This window comes from Neotamlana sargassicola, assembly GCF_020523965.1.
Taxonomy (GTDB): domain Bacteria; phylum Bacteroidota; class Bacteroidia; order Flavobacteriales; family Flavobacteriaceae; genus Neotamlana; species Neotamlana sargassicola.
In genome coordinates, this window is sequence record NZ_JAJAPX010000005.1 from 145209 (window position 1) to 166677 (window position 21469).

20 protein-coding genes are annotated in these 21469 nt (G+C 32.7%); 13 read left to right on the plus strand and 7 right to left on the minus strand.

Translation table 11 applies throughout. The features are described from left to right. Nucleotides 1-2799, minus strand: coding sequence for a PAS domain S-box protein (locus LG651_RS12565; RefSeq protein WP_226696467.1), 2799 nt, complete (start codon nt 2797-2799; stop codon nt 1-3). Nucleotides 2800-3143: 344 nt separating this feature from the next. Between LG651_RS12565 and pyrR the strand changes: the two genes are divergently transcribed. The 5 genes from pyrR to LG651_RS12590 all read left to right on the plus strand — a co-directional run bounded on the left by pyrR (nt 3144) and on the right by LG651_RS12590 (nt 6480). After that, nucleotides 3144-3683 carry a bifunctional pyr operon transcriptional regulator/uracil phosphoribosyltransferase PyrR gene (gene pyrR, locus LG651_RS12570; protein ID WP_226696468.1) on the plus strand — a complete coding sequence of 180 codons (540 nt, stop codon included), beginning with the start codon at nt 3144-3146 and terminating at the stop codon, nt 3681-3683. 149 nt (nt 3684-3832) lie between these two features. Continuing rightward, the gene (locus LG651_RS12575) at nt 3833-4762 is read left to right on the plus strand and encodes an aspartate carbamoyltransferase catalytic subunit (protein WP_226696469.1); all 930 of its coding nucleotides are present in this window, start codon (nt 3833-3835) and stop codon (nt 4760-4762) included. 4 nt (nt 4763-4766) lie between these two features. After that, nucleotides 4767-5099 (plus strand): ribonuclease Z, encoded by a 333-nt coding sequence (locus LG651_RS12580; RefSeq protein WP_226696470.1) that lies wholly within the window; start codon nt 4767-4769, stop codon nt 5097-5099. 2 nt (nt 5100-5101) lie between these two features. Further along, nucleotides 5102-5572, plus strand: coding sequence for a DUF3291 domain-containing protein (locus LG651_RS12585; RefSeq protein ID WP_226696471.1), 471 nt, complete (start codon nt 5102-5104; stop codon nt 5570-5572). A 2-nt stretch (nt 5573-5574) separates the two neighbouring features. Further along, on the plus strand, nt 5575-6480 hold the full coding sequence (locus LG651_RS12590; RefSeq protein ID WP_226696472.1) for a ribonuclease Z: 906 nt from the start codon (nt 5575-5577) through the stop codon (nt 6478-6480). Between the two features lie 6 nt (nt 6481-6486). Here the strand turns inward: LG651_RS12590 and LG651_RS12595 are convergent, their stop codons facing one another. Further along, complete coding sequence (locus LG651_RS12595) at nt 6487-6900, minus strand: hypothetical protein (protein WP_226696473.1); 414 nt, start codon at nt 6898-6900, stop codon at nt 6487-6489. Between the two features lie 89 nt (nt 6901-6989). Between LG651_RS12595 and pdxH the strand changes: the two genes are divergently transcribed. Next, complete coding sequence (pdxH, locus tag LG651_RS12600) at nt 6990-7637, plus strand: pyridoxamine 5'-phosphate oxidase (RefSeq protein ID WP_226696474.1); 648 nt, start codon at nt 6990-6992, stop codon at nt 7635-7637. Between the two features lie 170 nt (nt 7638-7807). Continuing rightward, nucleotides 7808-8305, plus strand: a complete 498-nt coding sequence (locus LG651_RS12605) for a CAP domain-containing protein (RefSeq protein ID WP_226696475.1) — start codon at nt 7808-7810, stop codon at nt 8303-8305. A 272-nt stretch (nt 8306-8577) separates the two neighbouring features. Here the strand turns inward: LG651_RS12605 and LG651_RS12610 are convergent, their stop codons facing one another. After that, entirely contained in the window at nt 8578-9666 is a 1089-nt protein-coding gene (locus LG651_RS12610) for a heparan-alpha-glucosaminide N-acetyltransferase domain-containing protein (RefSeq protein WP_226696476.1), read from the minus strand. Nucleotides 9667-9763: 97 nt separating this feature from the next. On the opposite strand from LG651_RS12610, the gene LG651_RS12615 reads away from it, so the two are divergent. Genes LG651_RS12615 through LG651_RS12625 form a run of 3 tightly spaced genes read left to right on the plus strand, consistent with a single transcriptional unit; the run spans nt 9764 to nt 13107 of the window. After that, the gene (locus tag LG651_RS12615) at nt 9764-11182 is read left to right on the plus strand and encodes an alanine/glycine:cation symporter family protein (RefSeq protein ID WP_226696477.1); all 1419 of its coding nucleotides are present in this window, start codon (nt 9764-9766) and stop codon (nt 11180-11182) included. After that, nucleotides 11139-11393, plus strand: coding sequence for a DUF4212 domain-containing protein (locus LG651_RS12620; protein WP_226696478.1), 255 nt, complete (start codon nt 11139-11141; stop codon nt 11391-11393). The genes LG651_RS12615 and LG651_RS12620 overlap by 44 nt, the downstream gene beginning before the upstream one ends. Next, on the plus strand, nt 11386-13107 hold the full coding sequence (locus LG651_RS12625) for a sodium:solute symporter family protein (RefSeq protein ID WP_394371671.1): 1722 nt from the start codon (nt 11386-11388) through the stop codon (nt 13105-13107). Before LG651_RS12620 ends, LG651_RS12625 begins: the two co-directional genes overlap by 8 nt. A gap of 38 nt (nt 13108-13145) precedes the next feature. Here the strand turns inward: LG651_RS12625 and LG651_RS12630 are convergent, their stop codons facing one another. Beyond that, complete coding sequence (locus LG651_RS12630; RefSeq protein WP_226696479.1) at nt 13146-14063, minus strand: AraC family transcriptional regulator; 918 nt, start codon at nt 14061-14063, stop codon at nt 13146-13148. A 214-nt stretch (nt 14064-14277) separates the two neighbouring features. On the opposite strand from LG651_RS12630, the gene LG651_RS12635 reads away from it, so the two are divergent. The 3 genes from LG651_RS12635 (at nt 14278) to acs (ending at nt 18255) form a co-directional block, all read left to right on the plus strand. Next, on the plus strand, nt 14278-15774 hold the full coding sequence (locus tag LG651_RS12635; RefSeq protein ID WP_226696480.1) for an aldehyde dehydrogenase family protein: 1497 nt from the start codon (nt 14278-14280) through the stop codon (nt 15772-15774). Between the two features lie 178 nt (nt 15775-15952). Continuing rightward, entirely contained in the window at nt 15953-16309 is a 357-nt protein-coding gene (locus LG651_RS12640) for a DUF779 domain-containing protein (protein ID WP_226696481.1), read from the plus strand. Nucleotides 16310-16347: 38 nt separating this feature from the next. Further along, on the plus strand, nt 16348-18255 hold the full coding sequence (gene acs, locus LG651_RS12645) for an acetate--CoA ligase (protein ID WP_226696482.1): 1908 nt from the start codon (nt 16348-16350) through the stop codon (nt 18253-18255). Here the strand turns inward: acs and LG651_RS12650 are convergent, their stop codons facing one another. Genes LG651_RS12650 through LG651_RS12660 form a run of 3 tightly spaced genes read right to left on the minus strand, consistent with a single transcriptional unit; the run spans nt 18256 to nt 21469 of the window. Next, complete coding sequence (locus tag LG651_RS12650; RefSeq protein WP_226696483.1) at nt 18256-18915, minus strand: 3'-5' exonuclease; 660 nt, start codon at nt 18913-18915, stop codon at nt 18256-18258. 9 nt (nt 18916-18924) lie between these two features. Then, nucleotides 18925-20829 carry a DUF294 nucleotidyltransferase-like domain-containing protein gene (locus tag LG651_RS12655; protein WP_226696484.1) on the minus strand — a complete coding sequence of 635 codons (1905 nt, stop codon included), beginning with the start codon at nt 20827-20829 and terminating at the stop codon, nt 18925-18927. Between the two features lie 25 nt (nt 20830-20854). Then, a complete protein-coding gene (locus tag LG651_RS12660; RefSeq protein ID WP_226696485.1) occupies nt 20855-21469 on the minus strand; it encodes a fumarylacetoacetate hydrolase family protein in 615 nt (204 codons plus the stop codon).

Genomic DNA, 21469 nt, shown 5'->3' on the forward strand with positions numbered 1-21469 from the left:
CTATAAAGGAAAGTTTAAAATAAATATGGTGCCTTTACCTGGGGTGCTCTTAACAGTAATAGATCCGCCTAAGGTTTCTATATAACTTTTGGTTGTAAATAAACCTAGGCCAAGACCCTTACTATTTTCATGGAATCTGGATCCTAGATTAAATAGTTTGTCTTCATTATCCTCTAAATCTATTCCTGCTCCAAAATCTTCAATGGTGAGCAAAATAAAATTAGGAAATGTTTTCGATTTTATAGCGATTTTTTTATTCGTTTCGTTAATTCCATAATTTATCGCGTTAGTAATTAAATTATGAAAAATACTTTCTAAATAAGCAGGAATGGCTTGTATGTCTTGCGAGTCTTCAATGTTTAATTCAATTTCAATATTATTTTGCTTTATTATATTATTTAGTTGAGATAATACATTTTTAATTGATTCATTTATGCTGCATCGCTTTAACTCTAAAACGTTATTCTCATTCTGAAATATAAGCAAATCATTAATATTTTTTATAGTATAATCAAGCTTTGTAACGCTTTCGTCCAGCATTTGTGTAAACTCATTGTCTTTATCATTTTCGTAAATAATGGAAGTAAGCCCAATAATATTTGCCACATACGCACGTATGTTATGGGAAATCATGAACGAAAAATCGAGAAGCTTTTGGTTTTGTTTAGTTGTAGTTTTAACCAGTTTGTCTAGCTCTTCTTTTTTGGTAATTTTATTAGTGAAATTACATATCATTTCAGCAAATAACGTGAGAAGTAAAATTTCTTTTTCAGAATATTGATGTGTTGTTTTAACCGAATCAAAACCTATAAAACCAATGCAGTGGCCATTATCCATAATAGGAATAGTTAACAAACTTTTTATTCCTTGTGCATCTAGTATGTCTTGCACGTTTTTATTTTTTAAAGCCCTTACATCTTCAATATAAATGTGCATTCCTTTTTTGTGTGTTTCCACCCAATCTCCTAAAGCTTCTACTGGAATATTTTGCAAGTTATTTATTTCGGGCATAATCCCATTTGCTACCCATTCGTGTGTGTTATTCGATACTTTATTTGTAAAGTCGTAACTAAAAATATAAGCACGATCTGCATTAACAAACTTACCTAAATCCTTTAAGGCTTTATCTATAGATTGATTTACGCTTTCTGTTGGAACATTTATGTATTCAGTTGAAATTTCAAGTAATAACTCCAACAGGCTCGATTGGTTTTTTAATTCGTTTTGATAGGCAACAACATCTGTTACCTCACTAAAATTATCAATAATGCCATTAATCGAAGGGTCGTGTATCATGTTTTTAAATACACCTTTTAGCCATACCCATTTTCCATCTTTTCGTTTCCATTTCGAAAGTGGTTTTGCAATTTCAATCCCTGGTTTGTTTAGGCTTAAATTAAATGCATTTTTAACTTTGTCGAGATCATCAGGGTGCACATTTTCACTTAAACTTAAATAAAGTATTTCTTTATTACTGTAGCCTAAAATACCAGACATGGCGGGAGAAGCGTAAATAGGTTTACCGTCTTTATTAATAATGGTTACCGCATCTACCGCATTTTCTACTAAGGCTTTAAAGCGTTTTTCTGAAGATTCTAAACTCTTTTGTATGTTTTTTAAATGGGTTATATCTTGACTTACACCGTATACTTTTTTAAAATCTCCAGCGGTGTTTTTTTCTATAAAAATAGTAACAGAAATAGTACCCCTACTGCCGTCTCCAAAAATAATAGGGTGTTCTGTAATGTAACTGTAATTCGATTTTTTTTCGAATAAAATATTTTTAATGCCTTCAGAAATTATGTGCCTGTGGTTTTCGGGTATAAATTTCTCTAGATACTCGTTTAATGTTAATTTATATTGGTCTAGGGATGAGCTTGGAGATAACTTTAAAAGCTTTATAAAAAGATTGTTTAAAATGAAATGATTAGTTGTTAGGTCGAATTCCCAATAGGCTAATTTGGCAATTTTAGAAGCTAATTCAATCTGTTTTGAATATTCGTTTAATTGAGATTCGAATAATAAGTTTTTTTCGGTTAAATCTTGTTGTTCGCTTAAAACGTTTGAGATATCGAACATTTTAGTATAAATATCGCTGGAAATCACCCCTGTTTTACGAGGATTATAGTTCTCGAAAAAATATATATAAATAGAAAAAAAGATACTATAAAATAAAGCTGATAGTATAGGTGGGAGCAAAAAGTTAAATTTAAAGTCGGTAAAAGCTACATTTAAACCAAAAATTTTAAAGAGTAAATTGTCTAAAATAAGAACCAGAGCCATGGAAACAAGCACTCTAAAAAATAAATGCCTAAAAATATTTGAGAACAACTCATATAAAATAAAAATAAATATGGAGTCTATAGCAAATAAAATAGTCCCTGTTATAGTAATTCTAGAGTTAGTTAAACTAGTGTAAGGCAGATGATTTTTATTAATAAAAATGGTGTCGTCTATAAAATATAATTTTAATGAATATTGAAATATGGCAAGAAATATATTGGCAACTAAAATGGCATAGATTAAAGAGCGCGCTTTTTTAATATTTTCTACCTGATAAACTAAAAGTAAAGAAAAAAGTGTAGCATAAAATAGAATAAAAGTGCCAGGAGAAACTACAATGCCCGGAAATAAATTAATATAAAAAGTATCAGCTAAAAAAATTTGAAGGAATTGAAAAACACCAATAGCAGTAAATAAAAATGCTAATCCTAGCTTTTTTCTAAACCAAAAAATAAAACATAATATGCTTGAAACTAAAAAGCACTGTAAAAATAAAATTAGAAATGGGGTAATCATTTGGTGTTATTGCCGTTAACCATTCTCAAATATATAAAAAAAATATACTCTTACTTAGTTTGTGAGAAAATTATGTTGTTTTTTATTTTTGAGGTTTTAAAAATATGTATTTCGTTGTCGCTTTAATTTATTTGAATTAGCTAGAGACATTCCGCTAAATATCAAGTTATAAATTTTGAACTCTTGTTTGTTGATAACCTTATTAGTAAATAAAATATAAATGTAGTACTATTAGTTAGGGTGTAGCTCAGTAACACTTCTTTTTGTATTTTACTATTTAGTAAATTGCGAGCTATTTTTTTTTACGTTACCTTTGCTTAATATAGAATTTTGTAAAGAAATTTATGAGTCAAAAAGTTTTACTTAACGAAAAAGAGGTAAACATCATTCTTCATCGATTGGCTTGTCAACTTATTGAAAAACACCACAAATTTCAAGATACTGTTTTAATTGGTATACAACCAAGAGGGGTTTTTTTGGCCGATAGATTAGCAAAAATTTTAACCGAAGATTACAAAATCAAAAATATTCAATTAGGTTATTTAGATATTACTTTTTTTAGAGACGATTTTCGTCGAGGCGATAAACCGTTGGAGGCTAATAAAACCAAAATTAATTTTATAGTTGAAGATAAAAACATTGTGTTTATTGACGATGTATTATACACTGGCCGTAGCATTCGAGCGGCGTTAACTGCAATTCAATCTTTTGGCAGACCAAACGAAATAGAATTGTTAACATTAATCGATAGGCGTTTTAGTAGGCATTTACCAATTCAACCCAATTACAGAGGAAGACAAGTAGATGTTATAAACGAAGAGAAGGTTAGAGTAAATTGGAAAGAACGAGATCAAGAAGATTCGGTTTACTTAATTGAAAAATAAACAAAGGTGAAGATAGAAACTCGTTACTTGTAGTTTTTTATTAAGTAGTGCGAAATCTAATCTAGTAAACAAAAATGATTAACTAAAGTTTGGTTTAAGGTAAGCAGTAGCAACTTTTAAATTTTAACTTATCAACTTTTAACTAAAACATGAGCGAATTAAGTGTAAACCACTTATTAGGAATAAAATATCTGAATAAAGAAGATATTAAACTTATTTTTGAAACTGCCGATCATTTTAAAGAAGTGATAAATAGGCCCATTAAAAAAGTCCCTTCGCTTCGTGATATTACCATTGCTAATTTGTTTTTTGAAAATTCTACACGAACCAAACTATCGTTCGAGTTGGCTCAGAAACGATTATCGGCCGATGTAATAAACTTTTCATCAGCACAATCATCTGTAAAAAAAGGAGAAACCTTAATAGATACGGTAAACAATATTTTATCGATGAAAGTCGATATGGTTGTTATGCGTCATCCTAATCCTGGTGCGGGTGTGTTTTTATCTAAACACGTAAATGCAAGTATAGTAAATGCAGGCGACGGTGCTCATGAGCACCCAACTCAAGCTCTATTAGATTCGTATTCTATTCGCGAAAAACTAGGTGAGGTAAAAGGAAAAAAAGTGGTTATTGTTGGCGATATTTTACATAGTAGAGTAGCGCTTTCAAACATATTTGCTCTGCAATTGCAGGGCGCCGAAGTAATGGTTTGCGGACCAAAAACGTTAATTCCAAAATACATCGATAAATTAGGTGTTAAAGTAGAAACCAATCTACGAAAAGCTTTAAATTGGTGCGATGTTGCCAATATGCTTCGTGTACAAAACGAGCGTATGGATATTAGTTATTTTCCAACAACAAGAGAATACACACAACAATTTGGAGTAAATAAAGCGTTGTTAGATAGTTTAAATAAAGAGATAACCATTATGCACCCAGGGCCAATAAATCGTGGTGTAGAAATTACTAGCGATGTGGCCGATTCTAGTCAATCTATAATTTTAGACCAAGTACAAAATGGAGTTGCCATTAGGATGGCAGTAATTTATTTGTTAGCTTCAAAAATTAAACAATAAGACAATGATTATAGATAAAAATGAGAATACAACCTTAATAACCCAAGAAAATGCTTCGGTTATAGAATTGGTTAAAAAAATAGAAACACTATATCCTAAGTTTAAAAACAATAACATAATTGTTAATTTAAACACTTTAAAACCAATTCCGTTAGAGCAAATAATTGAGTTTTTACAGCTTTCTAATAAGCATCGTGGAGCGAAACACTCCTTTGTTATAGTAAATCAGGGAATTGATGTGGATAAAACACCCGACGAAATAATAATTGTACCAACACTTCAAGAAGCCTACGATATAATTGAAATGGAGGAAATGGAACGCGATTTAGGGTTTTAAGCATGCAACAATTTTATCTCGCGCAAGTAAATATAGCCAAACGTTTAGCGCCAATGGATCATCCTATTATGCAAGATTTTGTAAATAATGTAGATAGAATAAATGCCATTGCCGATAAAAGTAATGGGTTTATTTGGCGTTTACAAGACGAAGATAAAGATGAAGTTGCGCAAGTTTTTCAAGATGATTCGGTTATTGTAAACATTTCTGTTTGGGAAAATTTAGAAGCATTGTTTAAGTATACTTATAAATCTGGACACGTCGAGATTTTTAAACGAAAAAAGGAATGGTTTTCAAAGATTAAAATCGATCATATGGCGTTTTGGTATATTCCTAAAGGACATATTCCAAGTTTAAAAGAAGCCAAACATAAATTAGATTATTTAAACCAAAATGGCTGTTCGCCTTATGCCTTTACTTTTAAAGATAAATTTTCTGCTACCGATTTTATTAATTATAAACCTCTAAAATAATTATGAGGTTAACCATTTTAGGCTGTTACAGTGCCACACCACGAACTTTAAATAATACTACATCTCAGGTGTTAGAAATAAACAATCATATGTTTTTAATTGATTGTGGCGAGGGTACCCAAGTGCAATTACGTAAGCACAAATTAAAATTTAACAGAATAAAATATATTTTTATTTCGCATTTACACGGCGATCATTTTTTTGGTTTAGTTGGCTTAATTTCTACATTTAGATTATTAACCCGAGAGGCCGATTTGCATATTTACGGCCCCAAAGGTATAAAAGAAGCCATTACATTACAGTTAAAGTTATCGGATTCTTGGACCAATTATAAGCTGTATTTTCATGAGTTAACTTCAACTAAATCAGAATTAATTTTTGAAGATAATAAAGTTGAAGTGCATACAATTCCTTTAGATCATCGTATTTATACCAATGGGTATTTATTTAAAGAAAAAGCAGGCGAACGTAAATTAAATATTGATGCCGTAAATGAAGCCAATATAGATGTGGCATATTATCGTAAATTAAAACAAGGGTTCGATGTTAAGAATGAAGACGGAGTACTTATAGACAATAAAACTGTAACTTTTCCTGCCGAAAATCCAAAAAGTTATGCTTTTTGTAGCGATACCAAGTACAAAGAAGACATTGTACCTGTAATAAAAAACGTAAGTGTTTTGTATCACGAGTCTACGTTTCTAGAAAAACATGCACATTATGCCGAAAAAACCAAACACGCTACAGCAAAACAAGCGGCAACTATAGCCAAATTAGCTCATGTAAAAACGTTAATTTTAGGGCACTATTCCACCAGATATGATGATTTGTCGGTGTTTAAAAATGAAGCAAAAACAGTATTTAATAAGGTGAAACTCGCCAGAGATGGTAAAGTGTTTAATTTTTAAGTTTTACTAATTAAACTCTTTTAAATTATTAACCCAGTTTATACCTTCTTCTAAACTTCGGCAACGCTTCAAACTTTTGTTAGCAAAATACTTTTCAATAGAAGCATTCATTAATGTAGTGCTATTGTAAATAACAATGGCACTCGCTACGATAAAATCGAATGTATCTTCCCATTGCGACCAAATTTGCGGATTTACAGAATAGTCGTTTATTCTATGTGAAATGTATGCTAGTTTAGAGGTATTCTTATAGAATGGTGCAATTTTAATAAAAAGAAGTTCAATTTTATCCCAATCTACATGCTCTCCGTCATAAATTTCTGCAACAACAAATTTATCAGTTAAATAAAATTCACCGAAAGGTAAAACAAGTTTTTCTGGATTCAACTCTTTGTAGGTGGAGGAATCTATAAATTTCATAATATGATTTTCTTAGGGAGCCGTAAAAATAGAAATTCTGTTCAATAAATAAAAATGCTTTATTCTTATAATTTTATTTATTTTGTGGTATGAATAAAGATTTAAGCGATTACAGAAAATCATACGAAAAAGGGGCTTTATTATTATCAGATACACCAGAAAATCCCATGGAATTATTTCAACGATGGTTTCATGAAGTCGATTCCTTTTTTGTAGAGGATGAAACTAATGCCATGACGCTTTCAACTATTGGTTTAGATGGGTATCCTAAAAATAGAGTAGTGCTTTTAAAAAAATATACTTTCGAAGGTTTTATTTTTTATACTAATTATAACAGCGAAAAAGGGAAGGCCATTTCTAAAAATCCCAATGTTTGTTTGTCTTTTTTCTGGCATGGTGCAGAGCGTCAAATAATAATTAAAGGAAAAGCGGAAAAAATACCAGAAAATTTGAGTGACGGTTACTTCGAATCGCGACCTCGAGGCAGTAAGTTAGGAGCTATAGTTTCTAATCAAAGTGAGGAAATAGAAAGTAGAAATTACCTTGAAAAAAAATTAGAAAACTTAGAAAAAGAATATGAAGGTAAAGAAATTTCCAGACCGCAGCATTGGGGTGGTTATATAGTAAAACCTACGGAAATTGAATTTTGGCAAGGTCGCCCAAACAGGTTGCACGACAGAGTGAATTATAAGTTGCAGCCTAATTACAACTGGTTAAAAAATCGATTATCACCTTAAATAGTCGCTGAAATACTACGTATTTTTTGTTTTCGATGTATTTTAACGATTAATTGCAATAAAAATCGATAAAATACATGTTTCTTGTCGATTTTAACAATTCGTTAACGTTTTGTTTTGTAGAAGGCTTGTAATTTTATAATCCCAAACCTACAAAACTTAACCTACAAATGAAATTGTTTAACAAACTACTGGTTTTGGTGTTTATAGCTGCGATTAGCTTGTCGTCTTGTACAACAGATAGCATGGATACCGAAAATGCATCATTAGAGTTGCCCCAAACTACTCTCGATGCTAAAGATATTGAAATAGAAATATTAAATTTAATTAACGACCATCGCGCTTCTTTAGGACTGGCTACTTTGAGCGAAATGGATCTTATCAAATCTGTGGCATATAGCCATACCGATTATATGGTTGTTAATGATGTGGTTTCTCATGCCAATTTTTATACCCGCAGTAATTACTTAAAACAACATGCCGGAGCTACAAAAGTGACTGAAAACGTAGCCTACGGGTACAGTTCGGCGGCGGCTGTTGTAAGAGCTTGGTTAAATAGCGAATCTCATAAAGAAAACTTAGAAGGAGATTTTACAGACTTCGATGTATCTGCCGAAACCAACGCAGACGGTCGTTGGTATTTTACAAACATATTTATAAAAAAATAATAGTGCCTTTGCAATATTAAAACATAACCTTTTTAATTGACTGATTTTTAGCAATTATGAAATTGAAGGGTTATTTTAGTTAATAGCTTTTTAAGTTATTACAAATTTAGCTTTGGGATTAAAACCCTCTCATTATTTGTATGAGAGGGTTTTTTAAGCTAGTAGAAGTTTAAATAATATAAACAACTTATTTAGTTAGTTTTACTCTTAATTTAGTGCTCACTTTTTGTTTTATTGTTTATACTCTAGCGTGATTTTGCAGTAAATTACTGTTAATGTTTTAGTCTGTCTACTAATTTTCGTATTAAAGTATAAATAAAGGTGTTGGTTTTAACGTAATAAAATGCAATAAAACACACTACTACAATAAAAATTAGAGCCCCAATTACAGCTTCAATAGGATCTAGTGATTTGTTTAAGTAACGCTTTATTCCATAGCCCGTAAAGCTTCCGTAGAGTAAAATAAAATGAATAACGTATATCGACAATGTTTTTTTACCTATGTTGGTAATTAGCGATTGTTTTAAGTAATTCTCAAAAGCATAGAACACAGCAAAAAGTATGAAAACGTTACCAAGTCGAGTAAATAAATAATTGTAATTCGCACTTTGTTTAAAAATATCTATTCCTGTAAAATAACTTAGTTTTAGCAGGGCATAACTGGATAAGTAAATCAGGGATAAACCAGAGATAAAAAAGGCTAATAAAGCACTTATTTTAAAATTGTTTTTATGAGCATAATTAAAAAACATTATAGAAAGAAAAGCTCCAAAGGCTGCATAGCCAAACCAAGGAAGCATAGTAAAAACCGACCCGTTAGATTTTGATAAGTAGTTAGAGAAAATAAGAGGAACATTATTCATTTCTAAACTTCTATACAATGGTTCTGTAACAAAAATGAATATGCCCAATAGCAGTAAAACACTGCCGTATAAAAATTGAAATTTTTTTAATAAAACGTGAAAAATTACAAGTAGTATTAGCGACAAGCCAATACACTGTAAAACATCAACAACTAACACGTATGAATTAAAACTACCATTAAGCCAATTTAAAATATTTACTCTTAAGCTATAACCAATTACAATTAAAAGCAACCCTCTAAAAAGTCCTTTTTTAATGCGTGGTTTATCATCGCCCTTCTGGTAGGCTCGAAGTAGTAAATAGGCAAATACCAAACCCGAAATAGTAAAAAATACGGGGGCTGTTATGCCTCTAAAATAGCTCCAAGTATTAAAATAAATGTTTTCGGGATTTCTAAATGTGGGTTGTAATAATGTGTCTATAAAATGCCCTTGAAGCATCATTAAAATAGCAAATGCCCTCACAGCATCAATAAAATATAATCGAGTAGTTTGCAAAGTTAGTTAGTTTATTAACTCTAAATATACTTTTTAAAAATTAAAAACTTTATATTGGTACAACAAAATACCTTTTTTAAGAATTTAGATTCATTACATGTCCGAAATTATAAGAGCATTTTCTAACTATGCCTGGGGTTTACCATTGGTAATTTTACTAATTGGTGGTGGTTTGTATTTAATTATTCTTTCAAAATTTTTGCCCTTTCGATATTTAGGTCATGCCATTCAAGTATTGAGAGGTAAATATGACAACCCTGAGGATGTTGGAGAAATTAGTCATTTTAAAGCATTAACAACTGCATTGGCATCAACAATTGGGATGGGGAATATTGCAGGCGTTGCAGTCGCTATTTCTGTGGGCGGACCAGGAGCCATGTTTTGGATGTGGGTAAGTGCTATTGTTGGGATGTCTACCAAATTTTTCACTTGTACTTTAGCTGTAATGTACAGAGGAAAAGACTCTAACGGAACTGTTCAAGGTGGACCCATGTATTTTATTACAGAAGGTTTAGGGAAAAACTGGAAACCTTTGGCTGTTATGTTTTCTCTTTTCGGAATGTTAGGCGTATTACCTGTAGTGAATGTAAATCAGCTAACACAAGCTATAAACGATATTGTTTTAACTCCAAATGGCGTTGAAGTAGATTTAAAATCAAATTTAATTTTAGCTATAATTTTAGTAGTTTTTACATCCTTAATAATTCTGGGAGGTTTAAAGCGAATTAGTAATGCAGCATCTAAAATGGTACCGAGTATGGTAATACTTTATTTTGCACTTGTGCTTTTTATTTTAATATCGAATTACCAAGAAGTGCCGAAATATTTCATTATGATTTTTGAAAATGCCTTTTCAGGAAAAAATTATAATGGCGATGCGTTTTATGGAGGAGTTTTAGGTGGATTAATTCTGTTAGGTATTCGTCGTGGAGCTTTCTCTAACGAAGCCGGTATAGGCACTGCACCATTAGCACATGGCGCGGTAAAAACAAGCGAACCTATTCGAGAAGGTTTAGTCGCTATGCTTGGGCCTGCAATAGACACTTTAATTGTGTGTACTTTAACTGCTTTGGCTATTTTAGTAACAGGAGTTTGGGAAACTACAGAAAGTAATGGCGTTAGTTTAACGGCCAATGCTTTCGATTTTGCTATTCCTGTTTACGGTAAATATTTGCTCATGATTTGCGTTTTGGTGTTTAGTGTATCTTCATTGTTTTCCTACGCTTATTATGGCACTAAATGCTTATCGTTTTTAATTGGAGCCAACAAAAAACATTTTTATAATTACATTTATATTTTAAGTATAATTTTAGCAGCAACAACACCGTTTGCCACCATGTTAAATTTAATCGATGGTGTTTTTGCGCTCATGGCTATACCAACCATGTTAGCGACTATTGTACTTGCTCCAAAAGTAGTTAAGGAGTTTAAACGCTACATTAATACCATTAACCAACAACAACTAAATAATCATGACAAAACAAAAAGCAAAAGCCTATTGGAAAGAAAACATTAGGTATCTCATTATTTTATTAGCCATATGGTTTCTGGTGTCTTATGGCGCAGGAATTTTATTTAAAGATGAACTCAACCAAATTCGTTTAGGCGGATTTAAACTTGGGTTTTGGTTTGCACAACAAGGGTCAATGTACGTATTTGTAATATTGATATTTGTTTACGTTCGCCTTATGAATAAACTTGATAAAAAATACGGCTATGATGAATAGTTTCTTATTTGCAGAAGGTATTGGAGTTCAAAATTGGACTTATATTTTGGTAGGCATAACCTTTGCGCTTTATATAGGTATAGCTATTTGGTCTAGAGCAGGTTCAACAAAAGAGTTTTATGTTGCCGGTGGTGGTGTTTCACCATTGGCCAATGGTATGGCAACGGCAGCCGATTGGATGAGTGCAGCTTCCTTTATTTCCATGGCTGGAATTATTTCTTTTGCGGGTTACGATGGCTCTGTGTATTTAATGGGGTGGACAGGAGGCTACGTGCTTTTAGCTTTACTCTTAGCACCTTACTTGCGAAAATTTGGAAAATTTACAGTTCCTGATTTTATTGGCGATCGTTATTACTCTAAAACCGCCCGTTTTGTTGGGGTTATTTGTGCGCTTTTGGTATCGTTTACTTATGTTGCAGGACAAATGCGCGGTGTGGGTTTGGTATTTTCTCGTTTTCTTGAGGTTGATATTAATACAGGTGTAATTATTGGGATGATAATCGTATTGTTTTATGCCGTTTTAGGTGGCATGAAAGGAATAACATACACTCAGGTTGCACAATATTGCGTGCTTATTTTTGCTTTTATGGTTCCTGCTATTTTTATATCTATACAAATGACGGGGAATCCTATTCCACAATTAGGCTTTGGAAGTACTATAGCAGATGGCTCTGGAACCTATTTGTTAGATAAATTAGACGGATTAAGTACAGATTTAGGCTTTGCCGAATATACCGAAGGCTCTAAATCGCTCGTTGATGTATTCGCCATAACTTTAGCATTAATGGTAGGTACCGCAGGTTTACCGCATGTAATTGTTAGGTTTTTTACTGTAAAACGGGTTAAAGACGCCAGAAAATCGGCTGGTTTAGCCTTATTGCTTATCGTAATTCTATATACTGCAGCTCCGGCGGTTTCTGTGTTTGCAAGAACAAATATGATAGAAACCGTATCTAATAAACCATACAATAAAATGCCAGAGTGGTTTAAAAAATGGGAAACTACTGGATTAATAAGCTTTACAGATAAAAATAACGATGGCCTTGTGCAATATGTAGCCAACGAAACGAAAAACGAATTGGTTGTAGATAGAGATATTATGGTGTTAGCCAACCCAGAAATTGCACAGTTACCTAATTGGGTTATTGCTTTGGTAGCTGCAGGTGCCTTGGCTGCTGCTTTATCTACCGCAGCAGGTTTATTGTTGGTAATTTCTGCATCGGTATCTCACGATTTAATTAAAAAGATGATTAATCCAAAAATCTCAGAAAAAGGAGAGTTAGTAGCAGCACGATTATCGGCAGTTGTTGCAGTGTGCGTAGCAGGGTATTTTGGTATTAATCCACCAGGGTTTGTTGCGGCTACAGTAGCATTAGCCTTTGGTTTGGCAGCAGCCTCATTTTTTCCGGCTATTATTTTAGGGATTTTTTATAAGAAAATGAATAAAGAAGGCGCTATTGCTGGAATGGTTGTAGGTATTTTGTCCATGCTTTTTTATATGACCAAATTTAAATTTGGTTGGTTTGGTGGCGGAACTAAAACCAATTGGTGGTTTGGTATTTCGCCCGAAGGCTTTGGAACCGTAGCTATGATGCTAAATTTTATTGTATCTATTGTGGTTATGAAGTTTACAAAAGCACCACCAAAAGATGTACAAGATATTGTTGAAAATATTAGAATACCAAGTGGAGCAGGAGAGGCTGTTAATCATTAACATTAATTAAGCTTCATTTTAAAACTTAAAAGCATCTGTTATTTTGCAACAGATGCTTTAAATTGTTGAGGTGTCATCAACTCCATCTTTTTAAACTGTCTGTTAAAATAACTCGTGTTATTAAAACCAGATTTGTACGCAATTTCAGAAATGCGTAAGTTTTTAGTTTCTTTAATAAGCTTTTTCGAAAATTTAATTTTTTCAGAATTTATATAATCTATAGGCGAAACACCAAGTGTGTTTTTAAATTTTTTGTGAAAATGTGAGGCGCTCATACAGGCTTTCTTAGCTAGCAAATCAACAGTTATATCTTTATTGGTTAAATTTTGTTTTATGTATTTAATAACATATCCAATGCGTGTGTCGTTAAAAACGCCATCGGTATCGTTAAGTAAAAACGCTTTCGCTTTGGTTTGTAATAAACGCACAATAAGTTCCTGAATCATTAAGTCTAATAAAACATCTTTAGAACTTGTGTTTTTTGTAAACGTATAAACTAAGCGTTCTACAAGATGGTTAACATCGGTGTTGTTTATTAAATGAGAGGCATTATTACTAAGTTTCCAGTTGTTGTTTTCACGTTCAATAGCAACGTGGTTATTAAATTTATCTACAACTTCGTCAATTTTTGTACTATCAATTCCTAGAGCCAAACATTGTGTTGGTTTTTTTAGATTCGCCACCGGAAAATCTATTACCATTTCTTTATTCGTGGGCATAACAACCGATTCACCAGGGAAAAAATCAAACGATGGCATGTTTTCTAAATGCATTACCTTTTTTCCGGTTAGCATACTAGCAATTACAGGAAAGTCAAACGTTAACGATACTTTTTCGGCATACTTATGGGTTTCATAAATATTTAACTCTGCATAATCAGCGTTGTATGTGGTTTTATTTTCTACAAGCGTGGTTATTTTTCGGTTGCTAATGTGGTGGTTCAATAGTTGGTTCATAAACAATATTACAAAATATAGATTCTAATTTTTTTAAATGATAGATATGTTCAATTCATTAATAATTTTGTTCAAATATTTCACAATTTAATAAAATACCTTTATAGAAATTACATATTAACTAAAATAATAGAGCTAAAATCATTAAATGTTAAAAATATTAACAAATATGAGTGTAATTATAAATGAAGTTTAATTAAAATAAATAAGAGAAATGAGTTATTCTAAGCCAAAATTTAAAACCACCTATGGCAATTTTATAAACGGAAAGTTTGTAGATCCCATTGGCGGTGCGTATTTCGAAAATACGTCGCCAATTGATAAATCACTAATAGCAAAATACCCAAGATCGCAAAAAGAAGATGTTGAATTAGCTTTAGATGCCGCAAACAAAGCAAAAGAAGCTTGGGGAAACACCTCGGTAACCGAGCGTGCAGCCCTTTTAAATAAGGTTGCCGATATTATTGAAGCTAATTTAGAAGAATTTGCCTTAGTGGAAACTTGCGACAACGGAAAACCAATTCGTGAAACCTTAAATGCCGATATTCCGTTGGCTGTAGACCATTGGCGTTATTTTGCAGCCTGTATTCGTGCAGAAGAAGGTAGCGCGACCGAGCTAGATGCAAATACCTTGTCTATGAATATTAAGGAACCTTTAGGTGTTGTTGGGCAAATTATTCCGTGGAATTTCCCGCTATTAATGTTGTCTTGGAAACTGCCGCCAGCTTTAGCAACAGGTAATTGTGTGGTGTTAAAACCTGCAGAACAAACACCGTCGTCGGCGACCTTGTTAATGGAAAAAATTGCCGATGTATTTCCTCCTGGAGTTATTAATATTATTCATGGTTTTGGTCCAGAGGCCGGAAAACCTATAGCATCAAGCTCTAGAGTAGATAAAGTGGCTTTTACTGGAGAAACCACAACAGGGCAATTAATTATGCAATATGCGTCGAAAAATTTAAACCCGGTAACTATGGAGTTAGGCGGTAAATCGCCAAACATTTTCTTTAATAGTGTTATGGATGCCGATGATGCATTTTTAGATAAAGCCATAGAAGGCGCCGTATTATTTGCCTTCAATCAAGGTGAAGTATGTACATGTCCGTCACGAATTTTAGTTCAGGAAGCTATTTACGATAAATTTATGGAACGTGTTTTAGAACGCACAAAAGCCATAGTGCAAAACAATCCGTACGACACAAGTTGTATGGTTGGCGCTCAGGCATCGAACGATCAATATGAAAAAATTCAATCTTATATAAAAATAGGAGAAGAAGAAGGCGCAAAAGTATTGTGCGGTGGTGAAGCAAATAAAGAAGGCGATTTGGCGAATGGGTATTTTATAAAACCAACGATTTTAGAAGGCCACAATAAAATGCGTGTGTTCCAAGAAGAAATTTTTGGTCCGGTAGTTTGTGTTGCTAAGTTTAAAGATGAAGCCGAAGCATTAGAAATTGCAAACGATACATTATATGGTTTAGGTGCTGGTGTTTGGACACGCGATGCACATCAACTTTATCAAATTCCTAGGGCAATAAAAGCTGGTCGTGTTTGGGTTAATTGTTACCATGCGTATCCTGCACATGCACCTTTTGGCGGGTATAAAAAATCTGGATTTGGTAGAGAAAATCATCACATGATGATGGATCATTACAGACAAACAAAAAACATGCTTATTTCTTACGATAAAAACAAACTAGGATTCTTTTAAGAAAATTGTTTTTATTGAAGAATGCTAAAAAAGGCTGAATAAAAACATCAGCCTTTTTTTGTTGATTTTTCAAAAAGTTTTCAATTTCAATGAATAATGTAATGCATAAAATCTTAATTATTTATTAAAAACAGAAAAAACGAGTTGTATTAAAAAAAATCTTCTTTAATTTAAAAAAATGGAACGTATTGCTATTACCCAAGAAGCCGCAAAAATTGTAGAACAATTAAAACAAAAACATGGTGAATTAATTTTTCACCAAAGTGGAGGTTGTTGCGACGGTTCTGCGCCTATGTTATTTGAAAAAGACGATATGTATTTAGACGAAAGCGATGTTTTTTTAGGTGTCGTTAATAATGTTAATTTTTACATGAATCAAGACCAATTTGAATATTGGAAACACACCCATTTAACTATAGATATTACAGAAGGTAGAGGCGCGAGTTTTTCGTTAGAAATTCCTTTAGGATTACGTTTTATTATACGATCAAGACTTTTATCACCAGAAGAAGAAACATTTTTTAATAAAAAATAGAAAGCTTATTTTTAGCTAAATTAAAAACTAAATAATACATGAGTAATTACCACATAAAACACTTAGAAGAATACTATCAAGTTTATAGAAAATCTGTAAGAAATCCAGAAGTTTTCTGGGAAGAGATTGCCGAAGAGCATTTTATGTGGCGTAAAAAATGGGACAACGTTTTAAGTTGGGATTTTACAAAACCAGAAGTAAAATGGTTTGAAGGTGCACAATTAAACATTACCGAAAACTGCATCGATAGGCATTTGTACACACGTGGCAATAAAACCGCTATAATTTTTGAGCCTAACGATCCAAAAGAATCAGCCGAACATATTACGTATAAACAACTTCACGATCGTGTTTGTCGTTTTGCCAATGTGTTAAAAGAAAAAGGCATTAAAAAAGGCGATCGTGTTTGTATTTATTTACCAATGATTCCAGAATTGGCCATTTCGGTTTTAGCTTGTGCTAGAATTGGTGCCATACACTCTGTTGTTTTTGCAGGATTTTCAGCATCGGCTTTAGCCACCAGAATAAAAGATTCTGAATGTAAAATGGTAATAACCAGTGATGGTTCGTTTAGAGGATCGAAAACCATCGATTTAAAAGGCATTGTAGATGAAGCTTTAGAAGATTGCGATACGATAGAAAGTGTATTGGTTGCGAAAAGAATTGATGCTAATGTTAATATGAAGAGCGGTCGAGATTATTGGTTGCAACCGCTTTTAGATGAAGCCTATCACGATTGTGAACCAGAAATAATGAATGCCGAAGATCCGTTGTTTATTCTTTATACTTCGGGTTCTACAGGAAAACCAAAAGGTATGGTGCACACCACGGCAGGTTACATGGTTTACACCGCATATACGTTTAAAAATGTGTTTCAGTACCGAGAAAAAGATGTGTATTGGTGTACTGCCGATATAGGTTGGATTACCGGGCATAGTTACATAGTTTACGGTCCATTGTGTAACGGAGCAACAACAATTATGTTTGAAGGCGTACCAAGTTATCCAGATTTTGGTCGTTTTTGGGAAATTGTAGAAAAACATAAAGTTAATCAGTTTTATACCGCACCAACAGCCATTCGAGCTTTGGCAAAAGAAGGTGTTGAGCATTTAGAAAAACACGATTTATCATCGCTTAAAGTTCTAGGAACTGTTGGCGAACCTATAAATGAAGAAGCGTGGCATTGGTACGACGATAATGTAGGTAAAAAGAAAGCCCCAATTGTAGATACGTGGTGGCAAACCGAAACAGGAGGTATCATGATTACGCCAATAGCTTTTGCAACACCAACAAAACCAACGTATGCGACTTTGCCTTTTATTGGTATTCAGCCTGCTTTAATGGACGAAAACGGAAAAGAAATAAAAGGAAACCAAGTAGATGGTCGTTTATGTATAAAATTTCCTTGGCCCAGTATGGCACGAACTATTTGGGGAAATCATCAGCGATATAAAGATACCTATTTTTCGGCGTTTGAAAATAAATATTTTACAGGTGATGGCGCTTTACGCGATGAGGTTGGGTATTACAGAATTACAGGTAGAGTAGACGATGTTATAATTGTTTCTGGCCATAACTTAGGAACTGCACCTATTGAAGATGCTATTAACGAACACCCTGCAGTTGCCGAAAGTGCTATTGTTGGTTTTCCTCACGATATAAAAGGAAATGCATTGTATGGTTATGTAACTTTAAAAGAAACTGGCGAAAGCAGAAACCATGATAATTTGCGTAAAGAAATAAACCAATTAATTACCGAACAAGTTGGCCCAATTGCAAAACTTGATAAGATACAGTTTACCGCTGGTTTACCTAAAACAAGAAGTGGAAAAATTATGCGTCGTATTTTAAGAAAAATTGCCTGTAAAGATACCAGTAATCTTGGTGATACAAGTACTTTGCTAAATCCAGAAATTGTACAAGGTATTATGGACGAGGTTTTGTAATTATTTAAGCAAATAATCCCACTCCAAATTTTTTCGTTTATCTAAGCGCGATAAAATTTTTAAGAAAATAATAGCAGTAATAAGCGCATCGCCAGTGGCGGTGTGCCTATCTGTTTTTGGTACATTTAATTCTTCACACAAATCATCTAAACTATAATGTTCTTTTAAATTTTCTCTGTAAATAATGTGTTTCGATTTGTTGTAAAGGTGCCCAGTATCAATAAATTTATTTTTTAGTTTACCCAAATTATGTCTTAAAAGCATTTCATTTACCATATTTTTATCAAAACCAGCATGATGGGCTACTAAATCAGAATCTTTTATATAAGCTAAAAATTGTTTAATTGCTTCAATTTCAGATATTTTTTCTAATGATCCATGTTTTAAAATACCATGAATTTTAACGGTTTCAGGTTTAAAAATATCTTGTTCTATATAAAGTTCTAGGCTTTGGTTTACTTGAACTGTTTTTTTTGTAATTGAAACAGCACCAATAGATAATATACGATCTTCTTTTCTGTCGAATCCGGTAGTTTCGGTATCAAAGGCAACAAAACGAGTTTCTTTAATAGTTGTTCGCTTTTTAGATTTGAAGTGGTTTAGATACTCTAACCAAAAATCTGGATAATATTTTTTCTTGCTTTTAAACCAATTAAACATATGGTATACTTATAAATCAAATTTATACTTAAGTGTTTCCTGTATTTCGTTTATAGGTTTGAAACAGCGGCGTAACTTTAACTTTTCTTCTTTTGTTAAGCTTTCTAGTGCTATAAATTTACCCGAATTTTTATGAAGAATCCCTTGTTTCGCTTTAAATTTTGAAAGCGCCTTAAATGCATAAGCACAAGAGTTGTACAATGCTTTGTTTTCTGGCTCGAGTTCGGCCATTTTTTCATAGCGCTCTGCGGTATTATTAATACCTTTAATTTTGTTTATTAATACCAGCAATCTTGCAGAATCTATTAAAGGCATTAAAGCTCTGTTTTTTATGTTAAACAGATCTTTTTGTTCTCCGTTTTGTTCAACAACGAATTTTTTGAAAAACCCAAGAGGCGAAGGACTTTTAATGGCGTCTCGACCTAAAAATTTAAAAAATTGAGAAGTATTATCAATAGTATTAAAAATGGTTTCCGTTAAATTTTCAACCAAGTATTCATTACCATAAATATAGTTGTAATCGAAAAATATAGAAGATAACAAAACGGCCTTTTCATCGGGTTGAAGAATCCAGTTTTTAAATTGAGTTTGCCATTCACTCGCAGATTTACACCATTCTGGATTACTAGCCATCATATCGGCTTCACAATATTCAAAACCTATTTTATGTAGTCTTTCTGTAATTCTTTTAGAGAGTTCTAAAAAGTAATTTTTAGTGTCTTCATATTTATCAGTTGTAACATCTTCAAAAATAAGCGCATTATCTTGATCTGTAAATAATAGTTGCTCGTGTCTGCCTTGACTTCCTAATGCTAACCAAGCAAAAGAGGTTGGTGGAGGCGTAGGCATTCTGTTTACTGCAATCTCAACAACTTTAAAGCTTATAGCGTCGTTTATTTGCGCCATAATTTTAACAATATGCGATAATGGAATATTTTGTTCTAGGTAACTTTTAAGTAAGGTATTGGCCTTTAGGCGTGCAGTTCTAAGCTTTTTTGTGCGGTTTGCACGTTTTATTTCTTTTAATATAACACTAGGGCTATTTCCTAAAGCGACTAAAATGTCGTGGTTGGTTAATATTCCTGTAATTTTGGTATTGGTTGTGCCATCGTGAGTTATACACAAGTGTCCAATGCCATTTTTTATCATTTGTAATTGAGCGTCGGCAATTGTTAGTCCTTTTTTTCCCGTAAATACAGGACTGGACATTATGTTTGTTACCTCGGTTTCAATAGGGAATTTACCCGTTGCAATTTTATTCTTAATATCACTATTTGTAATTATACCCAATGGTTTTTTTTCATCATCTACAACAATAATACAGCCTATTTTTAAGGTGCTCATTTTTATGGCTGCATCTCTTAAAGAGGTTTTTGTATTGCAGGTAACTGGATTTTTTGTGTAATCTGCTGTTTGGAAATTAGCAACATCGTTTGCAGTATTAGGTAAATAATCTCCAAATACTTTAGAGTTTTCTTCGGTGGTATATGGATCGTAAGCGTTTGTTGCAAAAGCGGTTACTAAATATTTGCTTACTTGGGAGTTGTTGTAAGTAATGGATTGAAAAAGATCGATAGGTATGCCATAAACAATAGATTCCTCGTTGGCGGTAGCCGTATGTTTGTAATTTTCTTTAGCAATTAAAGGTCTTACACCAAAAACATCGCCAACATCGTTAATGTTTAGGTTTTTATCTGCATCATTTAACGTGTAGTGTAAGTTTATAGCCCCATCTCTAACAATAAAAAAATGATGATTAAAACCATCGTCTTGATTGTAGACCGTGTCGCCCTTTTCAAGGTATATAATGTTTACTTCTTTGGCGATTTGTAATAAATCTTTAGAAGAAATCATGTTAAAAGGAGGATACCTATTTAAGAAATCGGCGACACGTTCTGCAATGGAATTTTTCATTTAATAATAGTTAGTAAAAGAGCTTTTAAACTAATTTAAAATCGAGTAATAACTCGCCTTCAATTGAAGCTTGTAAGTGATCGCCTTTTACATTTAAGCCAACACCAGAAGCTGGAGTACCAGTAAAAATTAAATCTCCAGGTTCTAAAGTCATGTATTGAGATACAAATGAAATAATTTCGCTGAAATTGTAAATCATTAAATCGGTGTTACCAATTTGACGATCTTCTCCATTAATTTTTAATCCGAAATTGATATTGTTTAAATCTGGAAAATCACTTATCGGTTTAAAGTTCGAAATTGGCGAAGCGCCATCAAATCCTTTTGCTAAAGCCCATGGGCCTTTTTTTTCTCTACTTTTAGCTAACACATCTTTAGCTGTAAAATCTATACCAACAGCAATTTCAGAAATGTAAGATTCAGCATCTTCTAAAGCAATGTTTTTTCCTTGTTTACCAATTTTTGCAACTAGCTCTACTTCGTAAGCAAGTTGTTCTGTAATAGCAGGGAAAGTAATGTCGTTGTTATTGGTAACTATAGTAGAATTTGCTTTAATAAATATGGTTTGAAAACCTGTTTTTATGGCTTCAATTTCCGATTTATCGTTTACATAGTTTTTACCAATTCCTATTAGTTTCAT